A 24,463-nucleotide genomic window follows, 5' to 3' on the forward strand; every position below is an offset into this window, starting at 1 on the left:
ATGGCTTATAGTGAGTATCTGGCAGATAGGGTAAGACCAAGGTTGAAAGGAAAAGGTCTGGTTGAAGAGAAGAAAATGATGGGCGGACTCACATTCATGGTCAATGGTAAAATGTGTTTGGGTATCATGTTCGATAAGAAAACCGAAGAAGATAAATTAATGGTTAGGGTGGGTAAATTGAATTATGAAAAATTATTGCACAAACCCGGTAGTACCCCAATGGATTTTACAGGTAAACCCTTGCGAGGTTTTTTATTTATTGGTCCTGACGGCTTTGACCATGAAGACGACCTTGATTTTTGGGTAGTAAAAGCGTTGGAGTTTAACAAGCTTTTAAATGCATGAGCTATTGGTTTCAAAATACGCATTCGTGCCCTTTATAATGATTAAATTTACGGCGTGAAAAACATTTTTCCTTTTCTGGATTGGATTTCATCCTACAAAAAAGCCAACTTTATTAAAGATTTGTTGGCAGGTATTACCGTGGGTATCGTATTGGTGCCCCAAGGGATGGCCTACGCAATGATTGCGGGTCTTCCTCCGGTTCATGGTTTATATGCATCGTTGTTTCCTGTGCTCACCTATGCACTTTTAGGTACTTCAAGAAAAATTGCTGTTGGTCCTGTTGCGATGGATTCGTTATTGGTTGCGGTAGGTTTGGGTACTCTAGCTATTACAGGAGTTGAAAATTACATTAAAATGGTGGTGGTTCTTGCCTTTATGGTAGGGGCAATTCAATTTTTGTTAGGGGTGCTTCGTATGGGTTTTTTGGTCAACTTTCTTTCTAAACCAGTCATCAGCGGTTTTACTTCAGCTGCAGCCATTATCATTGTTTTCAGTCAAATGAAACATTTATTGGGTATTTCGGTGGTTGGCAGCAATAGAATTTATGAGACCATAATCAATATTTTTGATAAGCTCGGTGAGATAAATTATGTTGATTTCGGTATCGGCCTAGTTGGTATCGCATTATTGCTTGGTTTTAAAAAATGGACGAAAAACATACCCGGAATATTAATAATCGTTGTATTGGGTATTTTGGCTGTTTACTCTTTTCAATTGGAATCTTTTGGTATAAAATTGGTGGGTAATGTGCCTAGTGGGTTGCCTTCTTTTATTATGCCATCATTGAATATCGATGATATAGAGCAATTGGCACCTATTGCCATTGCCTTAGCACTGGTGGGGTATTTAGAAGCCATTTCTATCGGTAAGGCAATAGAAGATAAAACGGGAGAAGATACCATTAAGGCCAACCAAGAATTAATTGCTCTAGGTTCTGCTAATATTGTCGGGTCTTTTTTTCAAGGGTATCCGGTAACGGCAAGTTTTTCTAGATCGGCTATTAGCTTTGATGCGGGTACAAAAACGAATTTAAGTGCAATTTTTAGTGTGATTTTGGTAGTGCTGACACTGTTGTTTTTAACTCCCCTGTTCCAATACCTCCCTAATGCTATATTGGCTAGTATCATAATGGTATCGGTAGTAAAACTTATCGATATTAAGTACTTTAAATATTTATGGCAGAACAGAAAAGATGAATTTTTTGTGATGTTGGTCACCTTTTTGATTACGTTATTCATTGGTATAACACAAGGTATATTAATAGGTGTTCTATGTTCTCTTTTATTAATGGTATATAGAACCTCTAAACCACATTTTGTGGAGATTGGGAACATTGGCAATTCAGATTATTATAAAAACGTAATTCGTTTTGCAGATGAGGTCGTGGTACGTAATGACCTCTTAATAGTAAGGTTTGATTCTCAGTTATATTTTGGTAATTCTGCCTATTTCAAAAAGCAGTTGTTAAAGCATATAAAGGCAAAAGGACCCAAGTTAAAGGGAATTATCTTGAATGCGGAGTCAATAAATTATATTGATGCAACAGCAGCAGATATGTTGACAAAATTAATACATGATATTCGGGAACGTGAGTTGCAGTTCTACATTGCGGGAGCTATAGGTCCTACAAGGGATATCATATTCAGTACCGGAATTATAAAGGAATTACAGCGCGAATTTTTATTCGTAAAAACAAAAGAGGCGGTTGATTTTTTCGATGACCCCAATGAGGTATCGTTACTGGCAGCAAAGGTGGCTTACGAAAATAGTAGAATGGCGAAAATGAATAATGTCAAAAAATAATAATTCTTGTACCTTAAGGGGTGAAGAAGTAGATAGAAAATTTTAAAAATTAGGAGATATGAACATAGAACAGATATATACAGGATGTTTAGCTCAGGGAGCATATTATATTGAAAGTGATGGTGAGGTGGCAATTATTGATCCGTTGCGCGAGGTGACTCCGTATTTACAAAGGGCAGAGAACGATAATGCTAAGATTAAGTATATATTTGAAACTCATTTTCATGCCGATTTTGTGAGTGGGCACGTTACCCTTTCAAAAGAAACCGGGGCTCCAATAATTTATGGTCCTACGGCCAGCCCAAGTTTTGATGCAATAATAGCGGAAGACGGACAAGAATTTAAATTAGGAAAGCTGACTTTTAAAGTATTACATACCCCTGGGCATACCATGGAAAGTACTACGTATTTATTACGCGATGAAAATGATAAGGATTATGCGATTTTCTCTGGTGATACTTTGTTCTTAGGAGATGTGGGCAGACCGGATCTTGCTCAAAAATCGGCTGATATGACGCAAGAGCAATTAGCAGGTACGTTGTACGATAGTTTGCGTACTAAAATAATGCCCTTGTCTGACGATGTTATTGTATACCCTGCACATGGTGCCGGTTCTGCATGCGGTAAAAATATGATGAAGGAAACTGTAGACAGTTTGGGTAATCAAAAGAAAATGAATTATGCCTTAAGGGCTGATATGACCAAGGAAGAGTTCATAAAAGAGGTAATCGATGGTTTGTTGCCTCCACCTAAATATTTTCCTTTAAATGTAAAAATGAACAAGGAAGGTTACGAAGATATAGGCGAAGTGCTTAATCGTGGTAATGTTGAGCTTTCTCCAGATGAATTTGAAAAAGCCGCTAACGATACTGAAGCATTGGTGTTAGATGTTAGACATCAAGACGAGTACGTTAAGGGGCATATTCCAAGGTCAATATTTATTGGGTTAAACGGTGATTTTGCTCCTTGGGTGGGAGACTTGATCGCCGATACCAAACAACCATTGTTATTGGTTGTACCAGAGGGTAAAGAAGAGGAAGCCATCACTAGATTATCGCGTGTAGGTTTTGATGCTGCAATAGGATATTTAAAAGGCGGAATTGATGCTTGGAAAGCAGCAGGAAAAGAAATAGACCAAATAAATTCGATCACGGCATCCGAGGCAAAAACTTTAATAGATAAAGGCAATGCGGTTTTTGATGTTCGTAAAGATGGGGAGTACCAAAGTGAGCATTTAGTAGGTGCCGTGCATGCGCCTTTAAGCGAGTTGAATAAACATTTGGGTGAATTTCCTGAGAAGGGAGAATTCTTGGTGCACTGTGCTGGTGGTTATCGTTCGGTAATTGCATCTTCAATACTGAAAAGCCGAGGTATTCATAATCTAATCGATGTAAAAGGTGGATACGGAGCCTTAAAAAATGAAGATTTGGAGAAAACAGATTATGTTTGCCCAACGACTTTATAGTTGAAAAACAGCATTTGGATTTTTTCTTAAATAACTTTCTACAATACGCTGGGTTTCCAGCGTATTTTTTTGTGGTGTAATGAACATCTCTAGATCTTCCATTTGAGAAATGGGCAGTTCGTGAGGTGCAAACCCGTAACCGGCGTAGTTGTTTTCTTTGATGACTACAAATCCGTTTTCATCCATAGTTCTTCCCTTGGTCTTTATCACAAGCGTAGAAGCAACCTCTTTTATACTTTGAAGGGCATTATGAACGCGCTGGTTGTATTCCTCCACCATTTCCAAATTTGAGCAAATACCAATACACTGCTTAATTTTATAGTGGGAACATACAACCACATTTTCTTGTAAATGACAGTACTTGGGGCACAACTCAAAAGTACTGCACAGGGTTTCCAAATATTGCCTGGCTTCGGTGGGACTATAGCAAATAGCAATAGGACTTGGAGTCATTTTTATTTTATTGAATGCAAGATGAATTATCCCGTTACGATCTACGTACGTAAATATGCCGTATTGCTGTATTGACCTTTTCTGCGCACTATTGTATTTAGGGTAGTAATGTTTAATCTCTGCCGATTCTTTTAAAAGAGCAATGAGCTCATTACCGGTTTCTTCATAGTCTATAGATGCGGTTTCACCACAAAGCACCAATTCTTTGGTTTTTTTATCATAGAAATGACCTAGGACCCTTTTTTTAATATTCTTGGCTTTGCCTACATAAATTATTTTGCCCTTATGGTCTTTAAAATAATATACACCGGGAGTACTGGGTAATTTTAAGAATTCCTCTTTGGGTAAACCAGGTGGTAAAGTAGCTTCTTGAGATTTTGCGTTCAAGAATTGCTTAAAAACCGTTTCGGCATTTTCTGCCCTTAACAATTTATGGAACAAAAGTACGGTAGCGTGCGCATCGCCTCTAGCACGGTGTCTGTCGGTTAACGGTATGCCCAAAGCCGTAGTTAATTTTCCTAAGCTATATGAGTTATAGCCGGGTAATAGTTTTCGAGATAAGCGTACCGTACATAATTTCTTTCTAGAGAAATCATGACCGAGTAATTTAAACTCGTTTTTGATGACGTTGTAGTCAAAATTGACGCTGTGGGCTACAAAAATGGTGTCTTTGGTAATGGCTTCGATTTGCGGTATAATTTCCTCTAGTAAAGGCGCATTTCGAACCATGTCATTGTCAATACCGGTAAGACCGGTTATGAATGCGGGAATCTCACATTCTGGGTTAACTAAAGAGGTAAATTCATCTACCACCTCATGACCGTCATATTTAAAAATAGAAATTTCCGTAATTCTATTTCCTTTTATGCCGTTTCCGGTAGTTTCTATGTCAATTATCGTATACAAAAAGTGAGGAATAACTTATCGGTACAAAGTTAGTTCAAAATGAATTAGTAAGACTTGTTGTTTAGCAGCATAAAAGAGAAATTAGGTCTATTGGAATAGGAGTAATTAACTGCTGTAAAGCTGGGGTAATGTTATATGGGGAGGTCAGTGGTAATATTGTGTAATGGGGACAGATAATTTTAGATGATTTACATCTAGTATTAACTGGAACTTTAAGGTAAGTTATACCTTATGATGTGTCGGTTATTTATTCTGGGAATTGATAACGGCTACATCTGTTTTTTGAGTATCTAAATTTTCATTTAATAAGTCGGTCTCAACATTCTCGCGCACTACGTAATCAGAAACTAGGTCGTAGTCTTTACCGCAAGAAGATAAACTTAATAAGAAAACAATGGCTGCAACAGGGACGAAAAAGGCTTTGGTCGGGTGGAATTTCATGTAAATCTTGGTAAAATTATCTCGCTATATTATTAACGCAATCCGAAAATATTTAAACTTTATGCATTAACGACGAAAAGTTGAATTTATTCGATGAAATGCACACAAAATGTTATTAACACTAATTGTTAATAATTCACAAGGGTTGGTTATAAGGATATAAGCTAATAATCAGTAACGCTAATCTTGGGTTTGGATTGGTGAATATAAAAACCAAGCCCTTCATTTTCGTTGCTTCTCTAGTTCCCCCGATTTCGATTAGCAATTTCCATGAAGGGCTTGGTCTAAAATATGTTCAAGGTTTTAGAAAAATCTAATCCTCTTCGATTTTTGTGTTTATAGTGAAGCTTTAATATTACCAAGAGCTCAGATTCGGTCAGTTCATAGTTTGCTTTTATAGATTTAATTTTTCGTTCACCTATTCTAGCTAAAATTTGAAGTTCTTCTTTTTGTCTTTGCATTTTTCTTGGTTTAAATCCGTCCTCTTGAGGGAAGGACGGATTTTTAACAACTAACAATTGATCGCTATATAATCTAGTTTGATCATAGGGTAAAACTATTTGAACTTAAAATATTGGACAATACCCAATTAAGGGTATTTTTTAACTTAAATAATTTTATTAAAATGAAGAGTTGTTACATTCAATAAGACTCCCTATTGGTATTTTTTGAGAATTTGATAAGTTATAAGTATTTGAATTTTATGGTTGAATACTATATCAATTGTAAGGAGTAAAAACTGTCTTGGATTTTAAATCAATCAAGGTAAAATGAATTTAAAGTTTCCTTGATGTTTAGTTAAACTTGAACCTAATAAATGATTGCATATTTGCAGCGAGTTTAGAATAAGTTTGAGTTAGTTGAAAAAACCGGCATATCCTCATAATGTGTCGGTTTTTTTGTGCCCTAATTTTACTTCAGAAAGTAAAAAATCGATAGTCTTAGAATTATCGGTTTTTAAAAATGTACCTACTAATTTTATTGATTTCATACTTCTATGTCAATTCTAGAATATTAAATAGGTATTACATATAAGGTGTCATAATTAATCTTAGCTTTAAGGTGAACGTTAGTATCTATCACCTTACGCATATTTAATGAAGATTACCGAAAAGCCTGCCATTTCTAAGAAAATTGGAGTTTTTGCCATTTGGGCAATTGGCGTTGGTATGGTGATTTCAGGTGAATCTTTCGGCTGGAATTTAGGTTGGGCCATTACCGGACCATTATGGTTTTTTATTCCTGTAGCAGTTGCGGCCTTAATGTACTTCGGGCTAGTGCAAAATTTAATTGAATTGGCATGTGTTTATCCTAATGCCAATGGTCCGCATTCTTATGTAGAAAAAGCTTTTGGTCAGAAATGGGGTTATTTTGTAGGGCTGGCTATTTTATTTGAATTTTTATTTGCCACTCCTGCAATTGCCAGTTCTCTCGGTGAATATTTAGGGTTTTTAATAGATGATTTAACCATGTCTCCTTGGATAGCTACACTTTTTATTCTGTTTTTCTCTATCATAAACCTTTTTGAAATGCACGTTGGGGTGCGTTTGTTAGTAATTTTGACCTTACTCGCAATTGCAGAATTATTTTTGTATCAAGGTTCTGTCATTAGCTCTTTTCAGGTGGAAAATCTTATGAATTCAGGAGTGGGGTCGTTTGATGTTGAGCGTTTTGTTCAAGCTATTCCATATGCTATTTGGTTGTTTTTAGCCATTGAAGGAATATCGCTTATGACCAAAACAATAGATAGAAAGGGCTTTAGAAAAACGATCACCAAGGGGTATAATCTCGCTTTTTTTACCTTATTAACTTTGGCGCTTTTGGTGTTATTCCTTGCCGCTGGAGGTATAGATTGGACATTGCCAGAAAGTATGGATATACTGACTGAAAATCACCCAATGCCGGCATCTATGGCATTGATATTGGGCAAAGAGAATTTTTTGGTGCAACTATTTACATTTATTGGTCTATTTGGACTCATAGCTTCCTTACAAGGAATTGCTTTTGCGGCAACTACGCAGCTAGAACCCTTGCTGCCAGATTTAAAAATCAAAAGGGTTTCTAAAAGAGCCGTTGCTTCTGCGTTGGTTTTTATTATTAGCCTTGTCGCTATTTGGAGTAGCCAAACAGGATTTTTAATTGAACTGTCGGTATTTGGAGCGGTATGTATGTATTTGGCGGTAAGTGCATCTTTATTAGTTTTAAGAAAGAGGAAAGACTTGGTGTCAACGGTATCTGATCTCGATTGGTATCGACATTCAGATTTTAACCCTATTTTCTCAACCGTTAGCGCTATGACTGCTGTAATTATTTCGCTAATTTGTGTATTGGCTTTTGCATACCTTCAATTTACGGCGTTTGTTATTTTTATTGCTTGTAGCTTGGTGTATGTATTTTTAATCCGGAAAAAGTAGCATGGCTTATCAATTTACATTGGGAAAACAGAATTATCTTTTCGATGATTTGAAATCTGTTTTGGCAAAAGCGAGTCCGTTAAGATCGGGCGACGCTTTGGCGGGTTTGGCAGCAGCTAGTAATACCGAAAGAATTGCGGCTCAGTATGTGTTGAGTGAATTGCCCCTAAAAGTTTTTTTAAATGAAGCTGTAGTTCCTTATGAATTAGATGAGGTTACTCGGTTAATAATCGATACCCATGATTTCAAAGCTTTTGATAATATTTCTCATTTTACGGTAGGTGACCTTAGAGATTGGTTGCTAGAATATACTACATCTGGGCAAAATATTTTAGAAGTTAGCAAGGCATTGACTCCCGAAATGGTTGCTGCCGTATGTAAGCTAATGCGTAATCAAGATTTGATTGCCGTCGCTTCCAAAATACAAGTAATTACCCGTTTTAGAAACACGGTCGGCTTAAAAGGTCATGTTTCGGTGCGCTTACAGCCCAATCATCCCACGGATGATATGAAAGGAATTTTAGCAAGTACGATAGACGGTTTGTTGTATGGTTGTGGAGATGCGGTTATTGGTATTAATCCCGCAACCGATAGTCCTAATGTGACTGTCAATCTATTGAAAATGCTTGATGATGTTCGTTTAAAATATGAAATACCTACCCAGAGTTGTGTGTTGTGCCATGTAACTACGGCTTTACAGATTATGGATAAAGCTCCGGTAGATTTGGTGTTTCAATCTATTACCGGTTCGCAAAAGGCTAACAGTTCTTTTGGTATCGATCTACAAGTTTTAAAGGAAGCTCATGATGCTACTTTAGCTTTGGCGAGAGGTACGGTTGGTAATCAATGTATGTATTTTGAAACCGGTCAAGGGTCTGCTTTATCTGCAAATGCTCATCATGGTGTTGACCAGCAAACAATGGAGGCAAGGGCTTATGCGGTCGCAAGACACTTTGATCCTTTTTTGGTGAACTCGGTGGTTGGTTTTATTGGTCCGGAATATTTGTTCGATGGAAAACAGATTACCCGTGCAGGATTGGAGGATCACTTTTGTGCCAAAGTTATGGGGCTGCCAATGGGTATGGATGTATGTTATACCAACCATGCAGATGCCGATCAAGATGATATGGATAATTTATTGACCTTATTAGGCGTAGCCGGATGCAATTTTTTTATGGGTGTACCCGGTACAGATGATATAATGCTAAACTACCAATCTACTTCTTTTCATGATGCATTGTATTTACGTAAAGTTCTTGGTAAAAAGCCAGCACCGGAGTTTGAAGCTTGGTTGTTGAAAATGGGTATTGTTGATGAGTTGGGAAATAAGCGTATTGTGGGTGATACGAATAAATTGCTGTTGAATTTATGAGTAAGGATATATCCATAGCCAATAAATGGCAACAATTAAAAAATCATACTAAAGCAAGGGTAGCACTGGGCAATGTGGGTACTGGTTTGCCGTTGAGCGAAGTACTGGCATTAAAACATGCACATGCAATGGCAAAAGATGCTATTGTAACCAAGTTAGATGTTGAGGGGTTATCACAAAAATGTAAAGCGCAGGCAATACCATATCAAATATTTAATAGTAGGGCAAGCGACAGGCTTGAGTATTTGAAAAGACCCGATCTTGGCAGGCAGTTATTGTTCAATACTAATTTAAAAAAGACTGAAAAGGTCGATATTGTTTTTGTCATTACTGACGGACTTTCAGCAAAAGCGGTAAATACCAATGCTTTTAAAGTTTTAAGTCACCTTTTGCCAAAAATAAACGAAAGCTATACTTATGCAATTGCACTTGTTCAACAAGGGAGGGTTGCTATAGGTGATGCTGTAGCGGAATTGTACCGTGCAGATTTTGTAGCTGTGTGTATTGGTGAAAGACCGGGTTTGTCCTCCCCTGAAAGTATGGGTATTTACACCACGTATCATCCAAAAATAGGCTTTACCGATGAGCGTAGAAATTGTATTTCAAATATTCATTCGAACGGACTAAGTGGTAAACAAGGTGCTCAGCTTCTGCAGTATTTAATTGAAAAATCTTTCGCTTTAAAAATTAGCGGAGTATCATTAAAGCTTGAAGTTGGTGAAATATTAAAGAGCTAGTTTTTAAAGCTTGACCTTTATTTCCTTTATTTTGAACGCTTGTGTTCTCAATAGATTTTGAAAAATACGAACTATTCTTTCTTGGTTTTCTTCAGGAATACGCCCTCCTATAATCCAATTTTTTTTGGCGTATTTAGTACTTTCCAAGTTGAATTCGCCCATTAAGCATTCTAATGCTTCCTCGCGAGTTTCGTCGTTCATTTTACTGAACATTTGTTTTATATTTTCGGTCATTGGTGGTTATGGTAGTTTTCAAAAATAAATAAAAAAGTCTTTCAGCTTGCCAAAAAAATAAAATAGATATGAGCATTTTCATAACATCTTAATGTTTACTTGACCTTAACTTAAAATAATAATGAAATTTTGACCTCACTTTTGCAATCTGTTAAATTTTCTTGAGGTATAACCACACCTTAAGCTTACTGACCAAACTTCCATATTTATACAATAGACATATGAAATTTCTGAAATTACCAATAGCCTGCTTGTTGTTTATTAACATGCTTGTAGCTGTTGCCCAAGATTATAAAGTTCATTCCCATAACGATTATAAACAGAATATTCCCTTTTGGAAAGCCTTTGGTGCAGAGGTGCAGTCGATTGAAGTAGATGTTTTTTATAAGAACGGAAAGTTAATGGTTGCCCATGAACAAGGAGAAATAGAAGAAAATAAAACATTAGAGAGGCTCTATTTAAATCCGTTGCAAGAAGCTTTAGATTTAAATTTGTCTGCCAATAGATCTTTGCAATTATTGATTGATGTAAAGACCGATGCCTATAAAACTTTAGATGCTATTGTAGTTAGTCTAAAAAAGTATCCGTCGATAATCAGCAATAAGCATGTGAAAATTGTCATCTCTGGTAACCGCCCGGCATTGGAAGAATATGTAGATTATCCAAATTATATTTATTTCGACTATCAAAGTCTACAACCTGTAACTGATACAGAAGTACTTGATAAAATTGCCTTGGTAAGTGTTAGTTTCAAGAACTATTCTGAATGGAACGGTAAAGGCAGGCTTACCTCACAAGACTATAATAACGTAACAGAAGTTATAGCACAAGCACATCAATTAAAGAAGCCTTTTCGATTTTGGGCTACACCCGATTCTAAATCCGCCTGGAAAGCTTTTGTAAACATGGGTGTCGATTTTATAAATACCGATATGCCTAATGCGTGTGTAGCTTATGTTTCTTCTTTAAAGGATAGGGTGGTGCTAAATTCCGTTTTCTCTGAAGTTTACCATCCAAGTTTTAAGTCGGATAAAGCACAGCGCTCACCAAAGAATATTATTTTAATGATCGGTGATGGTAACGGGTTAACGCAAATATCATCTGCGGTTTTGGCAAATAACGGGGCGCTTTCTTTAACACAGATAAAAAGTATTGGGTTGATTAAGACACAATCTGCCGATGATTTTACTACAGATTCTGCCGGTGCTGGTACGGCTATAGCTACTGGTGAGAAAACAAATAACAGGGCGATAGGAACCAATGTAGATGGTGAACCTATCCCTAATCTAACCGAAATTTTATCTAAAAAAGGCTTCAGTACAGGCATTATTACTACCGATGAGATTACCGGGGCAACACCTTCTTCTTTTTTTGCGCATAGAACAGATAGAGGAATGGCTACAGAAATTGCATCGGATTTGCAAACTTCTCAATTGAAACTATTTATTTCTCGACCAACTGCAGCTATAAAGAACAATGAAGATACCGGTTTTGTAATGAAAACAGATATCAATACCATTGCAGCGAGTACAGAACTAAAAGTTGGGGCATGGTTCAATACCGATAAAAAGGACTTATCGGGGTATATTCAAAATTTGGCTTTGGCAACTAAAAATGGAATTTCGTATTTAAATAAAGAGAAACCTTTTTTCTTAATGGTAGAGGGAGCAAAAATCGATAGCTATGGTCATGCTAATCATATTGAAGGTGTAGTGACCGAAAGTATTTCTTTTGATAGAGCTGTTGCAGAAGCTATAAAGTTTGCAGATGCCGATCAAAATACTTTAGTAGTGATTACGGCAGATCATGAAACTGGCGGGTTGACCATACCCCAAGGTAATGTAGGGTTACATGAAATTGAGGCAGATTTCACTACCAATGACCATACTGGCGTTATGGTTCCTGTTTTTGCATACGGACCAATGTCACAAGAATTTCAAGGGGTGTACGAGAATAATGAAATTTTTGCAAAGCTATTAAGCGTGTTGGATATAACTACAAAGAAGTAGTTTTTAGCAACTATCTAGAGGTCGAGCTATAGAGATCATTTTACCTAATGTTTACAATGTTATAATATCACTTCAATTAATTTAAGGGAGATTTGTGAACTATGAAAAAGGAGGGCATGGATACTATTGAAATTGAAGACTTGGTTTTGCGTGTTAAGAAATCAGATCAAAAAGCATTCAATACATTGTTCAACGAATTATGGGAACCTATGTATTCCTATGCCTGTTCTATTCTTATGAATGACAGCCTTGCTAAGGATATCGTACAAGATATTTGGGTCGATTTTTGGCAAAGAAGACAAGATGTTGAAATCAAGTTTTTGAAGTCATATTTGTATAAATCCATTCGTTATAAGTGTTACAATCATTTAAGGGATCAAAAGTTCAATAAGATCCAATTGGAAGTTGCCAAATCTGTGTCGGTTGCATCAGAAGTAGATCAAAGTGATGATGTCATTGAATTATCTACCAGAATAAATAGTGTTATATCAAACCTTCCAAAAAGATGTCAGGTAATTTTTAGACTAAGTCGAGTAAACAATATTGACAATAATGAGATTGCCAGTCAATTAGATATTTCCCAACGTTCTGTAGAGAATCAAATTTCTTATGCTTTACGTCAATTACGTAAAGAACTTGCTGTAGCAAAAACGTTGTTTTCCTTTCTTTAGTTTCTTTTTCATTATCTAAAAGTTAAGTGAACGGTTGCTTTGTTAAGTAACCATTAAGCCTGCTTTTTTGAGTGTGCGTACCCCGTCTGTTTCGGTACTTGTCATTGTAACGATAGTATAATGACCGAAAAAGAAGTAAAAATACTCATGACCAAGTTCCTTAATGGTACCATCACAGCCAATGAGGAAAAGCTATTAGAAAAGTTCGATGCTTCTTTAATTATTGAAAATGAAGATCGTGTTTTTAAAAGTGATGACAATAAAAAACAACTAGGTCAAAAACTGTTGCATAGAATACACAGTAAGCAAAATAAGAAGTCGAAAAAACCGTGGCTAAAAGTAGCGGCAGTAATTGCAGTTGTTATCAACCTTGGGGTTGTAGCCTACTTTGGTCTGAATGCGGATAATAAAGTGCCTGAAACCGTTTCACAAATAGTTGAAACCACAGATTGGGGTAAACGAAAAGATTTTGTGCTATCTGACGGAACTGAGATAAAATTGAATTCGGGAAGTACCATTTCATTTCCAGAAAAATTTATTGGCAATACTAGGGAGGTAACATTGATAGGAGAAGCTTTTTTTAATGTAGCCAAGAATCCTGATAAGCCTTTCATTATTAAATCTGGAGATTTATGTACTACGGTTTTAGGTACATCATTCAATATTAATGCCTACCCAAAAAGTGATGATATTTCAGTGACCGTGGCTACGGGTAAAGTGCAAATAGGAGCTAAAAACAGTATGGTTTATCTCTTGCCAAATGAGCAGGGAGTGTTCCATAAAAAATCCGATAGTATATCAAAGAATGATGTTGACACTAACAGTTTAATCAATTGGCAAAAAGGACTACTAAAATTCAATGATATAACGGTTAAAGAAGCTTTAGGAATGTTAGAGAAGTGGTACGGAGTAACCTTTGTAATACATGATGATCAACCATTGGATTGCCATATTACAGCTTCATTTGATAATGAAACCCTATCTAATGTTTTAGAAAGTATCACTTATGTGAAAAAAGACTTGTCTTTTAAGCCATTAAAAAACAATACCATTCTGATCAAAGGAAAATGCAGAGATAACAACCAATAAATCAAAAAACCAATCTATGATGTAAACTTAAAAAAGAAGACAGCCTGTAACACTTTGGCGAGCTAAAACAGACTGTCGATTATTCAACGATTATTTAAAAAAAACAACCATTAAACATTATGTGAAATTATGAATTTGCTAACTAATAAACAATTTATCAAGTTGACATTCAATACGTTTTGTCTCCTTATAATCATGGCGATGCTGAATCCCATACTTGCAGCTGACCTTAGGGGCCAAAAATTAGAAAATTATAAAGTGGATATTGCCGTAAAAGGCGCATCGGTTTTAGATATTTTAGATGATATCGAAAATCAGACGAATTTTAATTTTGTCTACGATCGCAAAGTAGGTAGGCTTAAGAATACCTACAATATAGCTTATGAAAGCGTGTCTTTAAGATCGGTTTTAGAGCTAATGGCCAAAGATGCCAATTTAACCTTTAGAAGAATTAACAAAACCATCTCGATAACTGTAAAACCTAAGGTCTACAAAAGAGTGGTAGAAGTTGAGTTTCTCACTGTAAATGGTACGGTAACAGATCAAGGCGGTGTTCCTTTGGTGGGTGCAACGGTACTTGAAAAGGGAACTTTGAACGGAGTTACGACAGATTTTGATGGTAACTTCACCATTGACGTTAAGAGCGATGCTGTACTAGAAGTATCGTATTTGGGCTTTACAACTAAAGAAATAGCGCTACAGGGTCAAACTACGTTGACCGTTCAGTTAGCGGAAGATGCTACCCAGTTAGATGATGTTGTTGTCGTTGGTTACGGTACTCAAAAACGATCGGATGTTACCGGCTCTATTGCATCGGTAAAGAGCGAAAACTTTAATAAAGGGGTAGTTGCCAATCCTGGTCAGCTATTACAAGGTAAGGTTGCCGGTGTTAACATTACTTCGGTAAGTGGTGAGCCTGGTGCCTCTCAGAATATCGTTATTCGTGGTATCGGTAGTTTTAGATCAGGTACTTCACCTTTGTTCGTTATTGATGGTTTTGTCATTGATAACACTTCCACGGGTGTAGCTTCCAATCCTTTAAATTTCATCAATCCGCAAGATATTGAGTCTATGGATGTATTGAAAGATGCTTCTGCCGCTGCCATATATGGAGCACGTGCTGCAAACGGGGTAATTGTGATCACTACCAAAAAAGGAAAAACCGGTAAAACGGAAATGAATGTGTCGGTCTCAACTGCTTTTGCAACATTGGCAAATAAAATTGATGTGTTTTCTGCGGATGAGTTTAGAACGCAGGTGCCAGCGGTTGGTGGTACTTTGGTCGATGGCGGTGCAAATACCGATTGGCAAGATGAGCTTACACAAACAGGTATATCTAAAAATGTAAACTTTTCTATGAGCGGTGGTGCTTCAGATAAATTCAACTATTATGCTTCGGTAGGGGTTGATGATCAAGAAGGTACGTTTGCAAACAGTTCTTTAAAAAGATACTCTGGTCGTTTAAACTTAAATCAAAAAGCATTGGATGGTAAGTTGAACGTAGATTTTAATCTTTCCGCTACCAGAACATTGAACAATAGACCAGATGCTAGTGCTACGGTTACAGATATGTTAGAGTTGAATCCTACCGTTCCTTTATACACGAATGGAGAACCAACGATATTGGATGATAACAGATTAAACCCGTTGATACGTAACGAAATTTATGCAGACGAATCTAACAGCAATCGTATTCTAGCCAATATTTCTCCATCTGTAGAAATTGTAAAGGGGCTAACGTATAAACTGAGCTTGGGTGTCGATTATTCTTCTACGAATAGGGATCAGCAACGTGCACCTTATGCTTTGTTAGAAGATTTAAATCAAGGGTATTTAAATACATGGATCACTACGAACCAAAATACACAGGTAGATAATACCTTGACCTATACTTTTGAAAAAGGTGATCATGGTGCAACGATTTTAGTTGGTCATTCATACCAAGAAGTGTTATTTCAACAAAAGAAATTTGAGTTGGAAAGTTTTGCCGATAATGACATCGAGCCAAGATATCAAGATCAGATCAGTAGTCAAGAGTACCCAACGAGCATGTACTCAACGGCTGAGAAGAATGAGCTGCAGTCTTTCTTTGGTAGGGTAAATTATGATTATCAAGACAAGTATTTGCTAACGGCGACCATGCGTGCAGATGGTTCTTCAAAATTTGGTGAGAACAATAAATACGGATATTTTCCTTCTGTTGCCTTAGGTTGGAATATTAGTAAAGAGAATTTCTTGGCAGAAAGTACAGTTGTCAACAACTTAAAGTTACGTGCTAGCTGGGGGCAAACGGGTAGTCAAGAAGGTATAGATAATAAAGTATCCTTGGCGAGTTATATTGATAGTAAGAGCGACAATGATACTTATCCTTTAGATGATAGTGCCACTACCTTAGATGGTTACCCTTTTGGTACGGTACCTGCGCGAACTGCCAATCCTAATTTAAAATGGGAGGTAGCTACACAGACCAATATTGGTTTGGACTATGGTTTCTTGAACAATAAGATTACAGGTACAATAGATTACTTTAATAAGGTAACTACAGATGTAGTTTTGTTCGCCAATAGAGTAGATCCAATTCAGCCAACCGAGAAAATATGGACCAATCTTGAAGATTTGGAAATACATAACTCCGGTCTTGAATTTGCATTGGATTTTAGAACAATGATCGGTGAAGATTTCTCATTAAATGTTGGTGGTAATGCTACTTTCATAAACAATGAGGTAACAGATTCTCCTTTTGCCATTATTACCACTGGTGCTGCGCAAGGTGGCGGTCAAACCGGTGCTACGATCAATGGTTATTTAAATAATGAAGCTATCGGTACTTTTTACATGAAAGAATTTATCGGTATTGGTGATGATGGTTTAAATCAATTTAGAGATGTTACTGGCGATGGTGAAATTTTAGATGATGATCGTATTGCCGCGGGTAGTGCTTTGCCAGATTTCACTTATGCGTTCTACTTGAATTTCGATTATAAGAATTTTGATCTTGGTTTTAACTTCAATGGGGTTTCCGGTAATAAAATTTATAACCATACCGCAATGTCCTCTTTCTCAAAAGGGCAATTAAGCAGAAACTTGAATACTACAGATTTTGCTATTCAATTTCCAAACGAAGATGTTAGCAATTCCAACGAGGTTTCAACGAGATATTTGGAAGACGGTGCTTACCTAAAATTGAATAATGCTACGTTGGGATACAATCTTTTGGCAAGTAAAATAGGCTTGGGCGATTATGTGAACGATATACGTTTTACACTTACAGGTCAGAATTTATTCATCATTACAGATTATACGGGCTACAGCCCAGAGGTAAATACAGGTAGTGCAATAGATGGTATTCAAACATTTGGTATTGACCGGTATACTTACCCTAATTCAAGAACCATCTTGTTCGGTTTAAATGTATCCTTTTAACATAAAAAAACTATCAAAATGAAAAATAAACTAATTATATCGTCATTGTTTCTTGTCGCTTTGTTGACATGGAGCTGTACGGATCTAGAAGAAGAATTATTAGATGAATCATTGACCGGTGCCCAGGCAGAAGTTATTAGCGGAGTTATTGCGCCTGCTTACGGCTATATTTCTTGGACATGGAGGCATACCAACTATTATGGTTTACAGTTAATACCTTCAGATGAGGCTATTTTGCCTTATAGAGGAGGAACAGATTGGTTTGATGGTGGTAAGTTCTTGGCGGCACATAGCCATAATTTTACTCCTACAAATGATTTGGTCGCCAGTGGTTGGAACGAGCTTACTACCAATATTTCTAGAACCTTGGCAGCAATTGAAGTACTGACTCCGTTAGCGGATGAAGGGGATGCAGAAGCTGCAGGGGCTTTGTACGAAATGAAAGCGTTAAGGGCTTATTTGAACATGTTGTTGTTAGATAGTTGGGGTATCGTGCTTAAAAAGGAATCATCTGAAGAACTTTCTGAGGTATTGAGAACCCAAGATGCCATTGATTATATAGAAAGTGAATTGTTATCGGTTGTTGATGTAATCAATGATGACAAAGGACCTGGTAGAATGACACGTTCTGCCGTTTACGGATTCTTGGCTAGATTAAATCTTAACGCTGCTGTATACCGTGACCCTTATGGTACGCCTAATTTTACGCAAGCCGATATGGATGCGGTAATAACATATACCAGCAATATCATAGACTCTGGAAGTTTTTCGTTATCTCCGGAGTATTTTGAACTGTTCAATGATGAAAATCATTCAAATCCTGAGTTGATATTTGCATTAGATCAACGTGGGGTATTGACAAGAGAGCATAGCCGTTGGGCATATTGGTCTATTGCAGGATCAATGTTTCCAAGACCGGAGTGGCCTAGTGCCGATGGTACTGACGGACCTGCCATTACTTCAGATTTTTATCAAACATGGGCTGATGCCTATGGCGATGTAGATCCTGCAGAAGCAGATGCGCGTTTCTATCAAAAAAATACATTGGTGCCAGATGTACAATTGGCAGATTTAGAAGGTCGTGAAAAACTGTTGGAGACAGAGACCGAAGATAGTTTTTACTGTGTGCAAGATGTTGCTTTTGAAATGGACAGAGGTATTCTTCGCGGTATACAGTGGGGACCAAGAAAAGGAGATGATGGTCAGTTTCTTACCTGTGAAGACGGTACAGTTAAAATATTACCTGTAAGACAGATAAAAGGTAACGGTCCTTCACGAGATATAGGGTATGTAGATCACACTTTAGAAATTGATTTCACTAATGAAGGGTCATTACATAATACAGGGTATAGAGTTTCTAAATATCAATTTAGCCGCACTTCACCTAATGGTAATGGTAACAGTAGTGTTGATTTGGTGTTAATGAGATTAGCTGAGGTATACTTAATGAGAGCGGAAGCTAAATTAAGGAATGGCGATACCGCTGGTGCTTTGGCAGATGTGAATATAGTAAGAACATCTAGAACCGCACGCCCAGAACAAACGCCCGCTCCTTTATCTACTATAGATGCGGATGACCTATTTCGTGAGCGTGGTTTTGAACTATATTGGGAAGGGTTTAGACGAGGAGATCAAATACGTTTTGGAAAGTATGAAGATAGCTGGACAGAAAAAACGGATACAGATGTAAATCATAGATTATTTCCTATACCGCAAAGTGCCGTTGATGGTGCTTCTGGTATAGATGGTTTCTTGGATCAGAATCCAGGATATTAATCGAAAACTAATTTTAATTGGAAACGGTAAGAATGTAAATTCTTGCCGTTTTTATTTCCATAAATAATATACGATGCGAAAAATTTTAATATTAATTGCTGCAATACTGTTACAATCGGCGTGTACTTCACAAACAGCCATAATTAAAGAAGAAGCAAATGTGTCTGCCTCTAAAGAGGAAGCTCCGGTAAATATAATTCTCATGATCGGTGACGGTATGGGTGTTCCTCAAATTTCTACCGCTTTTTATTTTGAAGATCGAACTTCAAATTTTGAACGGTTCAAAAGTATCGGATTTCATAAATCATCTTCTACCAGTCATTGGATTACCGATTCTGCTGCTGGTGCTACTGCATTTTCTATTGGAGAGAAAACTTATAAAAGGGCAATAGGTGTTTCGGCAGATACGGTTCCAAAAGAAACGATTTTAGAAAAATTACAGGATAAAGGCTATAAAACAGGACTTATAAGTCTAACATCTATAACCCATGCCACACCGGCTAGTTTTTATGCCCATGTGAAAGATAGAGATATGCACGAAGAGATAGCCGAGCAATTGGTGGTCTCTAATGTTGATTTTTTTGCAGGTGGAGGAAAGAAATATTTTAACCAGCGTAAGGATGCTAAAAACCTATTTAAAGAATTGGCAAATAGGCAGTATAATGTTGATACTTTGGCATTGTCAAAGTCCAATGCGTCTACTAAAAATGCATTTATTTTAACCGAGGAAGGGTTGCCGTCAAAAAATAGATGGTCGTGGTGATTTTTTGAAAGAGGCTACAGAAAATGCACTGCATTACTTTGATCAGGCGAACCGGCCATTTTTTATGATGATAGAGGGGTCTTATATTGATTGGGGAGGTCATGCCGAAAATGGGGAAATGGTAATCTCTGAGGTAAGTGATTTTGATCGTACGCTGGGTGCTGTTTTAGATTTTGTAGAAAGTCATCCTAATACCTTATTAGTGGTCACAGCAGATCATGAAACTGGTGGAGTAAGTGTTGGTAAATTTTATGAAACAGATAAGGAAAGCGGTAAGAAAACAGAGGTGCCACAAAAGGTAGGTGTGTATTTTAATACCGATCAACACTCGGGCGAATTAATTCCAGTATTTGCTAAAGGGAAAGGTGCTCATAACTTTCAAGGGATATATGAGAATAGTGAGATTTATCATCAAATGATGAAAGTGATTTTGGAGAGTGAATAATGTTCAAGGAAACTAAAATAAATGGTAGGGTCTTTATTTTACTAAACTTTTGAGATTTTGCAATTTGATATATAATAATCCCCTCAACAAACCAGAGGTTTAACTTATTCTACCACTTTTTATAACCATCTAATAACATTAAAAAAGTTACTAATAGTAAATAAATACTGAATTTTGAAGTAAATATTTACTATTAGTAAACAAATGTTGCGTGTTTAAAATTTCTAAAATAAATATGAACGTACTTCTGAACGGAGCTTTTGCTTCATTCGGACTCTATTTTTGTATGTATGCTTTTAGAAAGCCTTTCTCGGTAGCAACATTCGATGGTCAATTTTTATTCGGTATCGATTATAAGATTCTTCTCATTCTGGCTCAGGTAATGGGGTATATGCTTTCTAAGTTTATTGGTATTCGGGTGGTTTCAAGTTTAAAAGCACAGCATAGAGTAGCCTACCTCACGGGTATGATATTATTTGCAGAGCTGACACTTGTTTTATTCGGACTATTGCCAAAACCTTATAATTTCATCCTTTTTTTCTTCAACGGACTCTCCCTAGGGATGATTTGGGGAATTACCTTTTCTTATTTAGAAGGTAGAAAAATGACCGAAATTCTAAGTATTATTTTATGCTCAAGTTTTATTGTTTCCAGTGGTGCCGTGAAATCTGTTGGGTTGTGGCTAATGACCACTTATGCTATTTCCGAATTTTGGATGCCGGCGGTAACCGGTGCAATCTTTTTACTTCCGTTTTTTATATGCCTGTATTTTTTGAAGAAATTACCACCGCCAACGACCGAAGATATTAGTCTTAGGAAAAAGAGAAAACCAATGTGTGCGGCAGACCGCAAGCAGGTTTTCAAAAGATTTTCTTTCCCCATCATAATTTTGGTGGTTTTTTATACCGCGCTTACGGCATTGCGAGATTTTAGGGATAATTTTTCTAGGGAATTATGGGACAGTGTAGGCTATGCCGGTGATGCTTCTATCTATACCTTGGCAGAACTGCCCATTGCATTTTTAGTCTTGCTGGTACTGGGGTTGTTCGGTTTGGTAAAAAATAATTTTAAGGCATTTATGGGTTTTCATTTCTTGTTGATATTGGCAAGTATACTTGTGGGTGTTTCTACCTTTTTATTTCAGCACGGTGCGATGTCTCCCGTATATTGGATGGTGCTCATAGGCTTCGGGCTGTATGCCTGCTATGTGCCTTTCAACTGTATATTTTTCGATAGAATGATAGCAACATTTAAAATTAAAGGTAACGCTGGCTACCTTATTTATATTGCTGATTCTTTTGGCTATTTGGGTAGTATGGCTGTGTTGCTCTATAAAAATTTTGGACAACCCAACAGTTCATGGCTTCAGTTTTTTGTAAACGCTACCTACTGTATTGCATTTTTGGGCGTTGGAGTTTCCGTAGTGTCAATGTTTTATTTTCAAAAGAAATACAAGCAAGATAATTCTAGTTTCCATTTTAAAATACCTATGGTTAATGGCAGATATTGAGTATGATTTAGTTGTAGTTGGTGGTGGTGTATTAGGTACTTTTCATGCCTATCACGCTATGAAAAAAGGTTTAAAAGTGGCTTTGCTCGAAAAAGATGCCATGCCCAAAGGGGCAACCGTTCGAAATTTTGGGCAGGTAGTGCCATCTGGCATGAATACCAAATGGCAGCAGTACGGTCGTAAAAGTTTAAAGATTTATAAGAAGATTCACGCCAAATTCGATATTTCGGTACGTCAAGAAGGTTCTATTTATTTGGCTTCCAACGATGAGGAAGTTCAGCTTATAGAAGAGTTAAAGGAAATAAATCGTGCCAATGATTACACCTCCATACTATTTACAAAGACGGAATGTCTTAGAAAATATCCAGGTCTAAACGAACAATATGTAAAAGCGGGCTTATTTTTTCCGGAGGAAATTACCGTAGAACCCCGTACCATGATCGGTCGTGTACATAAGTTTTTAAAGAAAAAGGGTGTCAGTATTTTTTACAAAGCCAAAGTCATTGAATGCAACGCTCTAAATAACGAGGTAAGTACACAATTGGCCAATGGTAGAATGTTGTTGTCTTCTAAAGTGATTATCTGTAATGGGAGTGATTTTAAAACCTTGTATCCAGAGATGTTCGCTACTAGCGATTTAGAAATTTCTAAGTTGCAAATGATGAAGACGAAATCACAGGGCGATTATAAAATTAGTGGTTCTATTTTAACGGGACTTTCCATAAGAAGATATGAGGCTTTTGCCGAATGCCCGTCATATTTAAAGATTAAATCCAAAGAACCATTGGATAGCTTAGAGAAAAAATGGGGTGTTCACATTTTATTCAAACAAGCTATGGATGGAGGTGTAATTCTGGGGGATTCTCACGAATATGCCGATGCGGATAATATAGATGACCTTGGGTTTGACCTAAATATGGATATTGATAATCTAATGCTGTCAAAAGCCAAAGAAATTTTTAGCTTACCTACTTATGAAATAGAACAACGCTGGTTCGGTATGTATTCGCAATGTAAAAACGCCGATATTTATGAGCGTACCATTGATAGAAATATACATATCATAACTGGTATCGGCGGCAAGGGAATGACGGGCAGTGCCGGTTTTTCAAAACATAACATTCAACAACTTTTTAATATTTAACATGCATACAATTAAATTGGCCGTATTTGATATGGCGGGTACCGTTGTCAATGAAGACAATGTGGTATACAAGACCTTACAGAGAGCTATTAATGAAAGAGGATTTCAAGTGACTTTGGATTTTGTCTTGGAACACGGTGCCGGTAAAGAAAAACATCAAGCTATAAAAGATATTATTAAAGCGGATATAGGTAGTGTTGATGCAGATATGGCAGCTTCCATTTTTGAGGATTTTAAAGTATTGCTGGGTAAAGCTTACGAGCAATTGGAGGTTGATAGTTATGATGGGGTAGAGGACTTGTTGCTGGCCTTAAAGGAGAACGGAATAAAAGTGGCTTTGAATACCGGTTATGATACCCAAACAGCCCAGTTGTTATTAGATAAAATGGATTGGGTCGAAGGTAAACAATATGATGTTTTAGTAACTGCAGATGACGTAGTTCTTGGTAGGCCTAATCCAGATATGATCGTTGAGGCCATGATGAAACTTAACGTGCAACAAGAAGAGTTGGTGTTAAAGGCAGGTGATTCCATTATTGATATAGAAGAAGGTAAAAATGCCAACTGTGGTGTAACTATAGGTGTTACTACCGGTGCACATACCAGACAACAGTTGCTCAGTGCAAACCCTACCCATGTTTTAGATAGCTTGACCGAATTAAAACAGTTGTTATTGCCATCATAAAGAATAAAATGAAAATAAAAAAAGCCACTGATTGTGGCTTTTTTTATTTGTATTCTGTGGTTAACTATATAAAAAAATAGAGCACTAGCATAGTTGCTGTGCTATTACTTCTATTTTCGGGTACATGGGCAATTCTACCATCAAAGAAAATAGAATCCCCTTCTTTTATAAGTACTTCTTCTTCGTCTATAATGTAGTAACATTCTCCCGAGAGCATGTATTTGAATTCGTAGGCATCGGTTTTCACCTTATCTCTTTTAGAATTTGGATGCACGTGTAGCAATACGGCTTCAAACCCAAGGCTGTTCAGTTGTTTTCCGAAAATAAAGGAATACGAAAATCCTATGGCATCGTCTTCCTTTTCAATAAAAGTATTGTCCTCTTTTCGGGAAACAATAAAATTGGCACCGTTAGATTGTGGTAGTCCGCTAAAAAAATCGGTCACCTCTATATCCAAAGAGCTGATAATTTTTAAAAGCACAGGTAAAGAGGGTATGGTTCTTCCGTTTTCTATTCTAGAAATAAGCCCGGCAGTGACCCCTGCACGCATAGCAATTTCACTAATAGTCAAATTTCCATTTTTGCGAATTTCCTTTATTCGTTTTCCTATTCCAATAAGGTAATCATCCATTGATAAGTGTTCTCCTACAAACATAATGAAAAATAAAATGTATTGGTTTTTGATGGGTGGTATGGCTGTAATCACCCATTATAAAGGGGCTTAACATAAAACTTACATTTTGCATATTTGTAAATAATGTTTAACTAACTTTTAGGT

At 36.8% G+C, this 24,463-nt stretch carries 21 protein-coding genes; 16 read left to right on the forward strand and 5 right to left on the reverse strand.

What is annotated here, in order from left to right:
- The 3 genes from DCS95_RS09135 to DCS95_RS09145 are packed head-to-tail and all read left to right on the forward strand — an operon-like array spanning position 1 to position 3,613.
- The gene (locus DCS95_RS09135) at positions 1 to 345 is read left to right on the forward strand and encodes a TfoX/Sxy family protein (protein WP_116770477.1); all 345 of its coding nucleotides are present in this window, start codon (positions 1 to 3) and stop codon (positions 343 to 345) included.
- Positions 346 to 399: 54 nt separating this feature from the next.
- Entirely contained in the window at positions 400 to 2,148 is a 1,749-nt protein-coding gene (locus DCS95_RS09140) for a SulP family inorganic anion transporter (protein ID WP_116770478.1), read from the forward strand.
- A gap of 58 nt (positions 2,149 to 2,206) precedes the next feature.
- Positions 2,207 to 3,613, forward strand: a complete 1,407-nt coding sequence (locus DCS95_RS09145; protein ID WP_116770479.1) for an MBL fold metallo-hydrolase — start codon at positions 2,207 to 2,209, stop codon at positions 3,611 to 3,613.
- Here the strand turns inward: DCS95_RS09145 and DCS95_RS09150 are convergent.
- From DCS95_RS09150 to DCS95_RS20240, 3 genes are all read right to left on the reverse strand, one after another.
- The gene (locus tag DCS95_RS09150; RefSeq protein ID WP_116770480.1) at positions 3,608 to 4,972 is read right to left on the reverse strand and encodes an exonuclease domain-containing protein; all 1,365 of its coding nucleotides are present in this window, start codon (positions 4,970 to 4,972) and stop codon (positions 3,608 to 3,610) included. The genes DCS95_RS09145 and DCS95_RS09150 overlap by 6 nt on opposite strands.
- Positions 4,973 to 5,215: 243 nt before the next feature.
- Complete coding sequence (locus DCS95_RS09155) at positions 5,216 to 5,413, reverse strand: hypothetical protein (protein WP_116770481.1); 198 nt, start codon at positions 5,411 to 5,413, stop codon at positions 5,216 to 5,218.
- Between the two features lie 284 nt (positions 5,414 to 5,697).
- A complete protein-coding gene (locus DCS95_RS20240; protein ID WP_164674156.1) occupies positions 5,698 to 5,874 on the reverse strand; it encodes a hypothetical protein in 177 nt (58 codons plus the stop codon).
- Between the two features lie 636 nt (positions 5,875 to 6,510).
- Here DCS95_RS20240 and DCS95_RS09160 point away from each other — a divergent pair.
- The 3 genes from DCS95_RS09160 to eutC are packed head-to-tail and all read left to right on the forward strand — an operon-like array spanning position 6,511 to position 9,936.
- Complete coding sequence (locus DCS95_RS09160) at positions 6,511 to 7,827, forward strand: amino acid permease (protein ID WP_116770482.1); 1,317 nt, start codon at positions 6,511 to 6,513, stop codon at positions 7,825 to 7,827.
- A gap of 1 nt (position 7,828) precedes the next feature.
- Positions 7,829 to 9,199 (forward strand): ethanolamine ammonia-lyase subunit EutB, encoded by a 1,371-nt coding sequence (locus DCS95_RS09165; RefSeq protein ID WP_116770483.1) that lies wholly within the window; start codon positions 7,829 to 7,831, stop codon positions 9,197 to 9,199.
- The gene (gene eutC, locus DCS95_RS09170; protein ID WP_116770484.1) at positions 9,196 to 9,936 is read left to right on the forward strand and encodes an ethanolamine ammonia-lyase subunit EutC; all 741 of its coding nucleotides are present in this window, start codon (positions 9,196 to 9,198) and stop codon (positions 9,934 to 9,936) included. Before DCS95_RS09165 ends, eutC begins: the two co-directional genes overlap by 4 nt.
- 3 nt (positions 9,937 to 9,939) lie before the next feature.
- On the opposite strand, the gene DCS95_RS09175 is transcribed toward eutC, so the two are convergent.
- Entirely contained in the window at positions 9,940 to 10,170 is a 231-nt protein-coding gene (locus tag DCS95_RS09175) for a hypothetical protein (protein WP_116770485.1), read from the reverse strand.
- A 221-nt stretch (positions 10,171 to 10,391) separates the two neighbouring features.
- Here DCS95_RS09175 and DCS95_RS09180 point away from each other — a divergent pair, with 221 nt between their 5' ends.
- The 10 genes from DCS95_RS09180 to DCS95_RS09220 all read left to right on the forward strand — a co-directional run bounded on the left by DCS95_RS09180 (position 10,392) and on the right by DCS95_RS09220 (position 23,685).
- Entirely contained in the window at positions 10,392 to 12,179 is a 1,788-nt protein-coding gene (locus DCS95_RS09180; protein WP_116770486.1) for an alkaline phosphatase, read from the forward strand.
- A 101-nt stretch (positions 12,180 to 12,280) separates the two neighbouring features.
- Positions 12,281 to 12,850: an RNA polymerase sigma factor gene (locus tag DCS95_RS09185; RefSeq protein WP_116770487.1), complete on the forward strand. Its 570-nt coding sequence runs from the start codon at positions 12,281 to 12,283 to the stop codon at positions 12,848 to 12,850.
- A 120-nt stretch (positions 12,851 to 12,970) separates the two neighbouring features.
- A complete protein-coding gene (locus tag DCS95_RS09190) occupies positions 12,971 to 13,939 on the forward strand; it encodes a FecR family protein (protein ID WP_116770488.1) in 969 nt (322 codons plus the stop codon).
- A gap of 201 nt (positions 13,940 to 14,140) precedes the next feature.
- Complete coding sequence (locus tag DCS95_RS09195; RefSeq protein WP_244178426.1) at positions 14,141 to 17,362, forward strand: SusC/RagA family TonB-linked outer membrane protein; 3,222 nt, start codon at positions 14,141 to 14,143, stop codon at positions 17,360 to 17,362.
- 18 nt (positions 17,363 to 17,380) lie between these two features.
- Positions 17,381 to 19,138, forward strand: coding sequence for a RagB/SusD family nutrient uptake outer membrane protein (locus DCS95_RS09200; RefSeq protein ID WP_116770490.1), 1,758 nt, complete (start codon positions 17,381 to 17,383; stop codon positions 19,136 to 19,138).
- 73 nt (positions 19,139 to 19,211) lie between these two features.
- Positions 19,212 to 19,901: an alkaline phosphatase gene (locus tag DCS95_RS20605; RefSeq protein ID WP_279629391.1), complete on the forward strand. Its 690-nt coding sequence runs from the start codon at positions 19,212 to 19,214 to the stop codon at positions 19,899 to 19,901.
- 4 nt (positions 19,902 to 19,905) lie between these two features.
- Positions 19,906 to 20,346: an alkaline phosphatase gene (locus DCS95_RS20610; RefSeq protein ID WP_279629392.1), complete on the forward strand. Its 441-nt coding sequence runs from the start codon at positions 19,906 to 19,908 to the stop codon at positions 20,344 to 20,346.
- Between the two features lie 235 nt (positions 20,347 to 20,581).
- Positions 20,582 to 21,856, forward strand: a complete 1,275-nt coding sequence (locus DCS95_RS09210) for a DUF5690 family protein (protein WP_116770491.1) — start codon at positions 20,582 to 20,584, stop codon at positions 21,854 to 21,856.
- The gene (locus DCS95_RS09215; RefSeq protein WP_116770492.1) at positions 21,843 to 23,000 is read left to right on the forward strand and encodes a TIGR03364 family FAD-dependent oxidoreductase; all 1,158 of its coding nucleotides are present in this window, start codon (positions 21,843 to 21,845) and stop codon (positions 22,998 to 23,000) included. The genes DCS95_RS09210 and DCS95_RS09215 overlap by 14 nt, the downstream gene beginning before the upstream one ends.
- Before the next feature lies 1 nt (position 23,001).
- Positions 23,002 to 23,685, forward strand: a complete 684-nt coding sequence (locus DCS95_RS09220) for a phosphonatase-like hydrolase (RefSeq protein WP_116770493.1) — start codon at positions 23,002 to 23,004, stop codon at positions 23,683 to 23,685.
- 64 nt (positions 23,686 to 23,749) lie between these two features.
- Here the strand turns inward: DCS95_RS09220 and DCS95_RS09225 are convergent, their stop codons facing one another.
- Positions 23,750 to 24,316 carry a helix-turn-helix domain-containing protein gene (locus DCS95_RS09225; RefSeq protein WP_116770494.1) on the reverse strand — a complete coding sequence of 189 codons (567 nt, stop codon included), beginning with the start codon at positions 24,314 to 24,316 and terminating at the stop codon, positions 23,750 to 23,752.
- Positions 24,317 to 24,463: the final 147 nt, after the last annotated feature.

Source organism: Maribacter litoralis, assembly GCF_003075045.1.
Lineage (GTDB): Bacteria > Bacteroidota > Bacteroidia > Flavobacteriales > Flavobacteriaceae > Maribacter > Maribacter litoralis.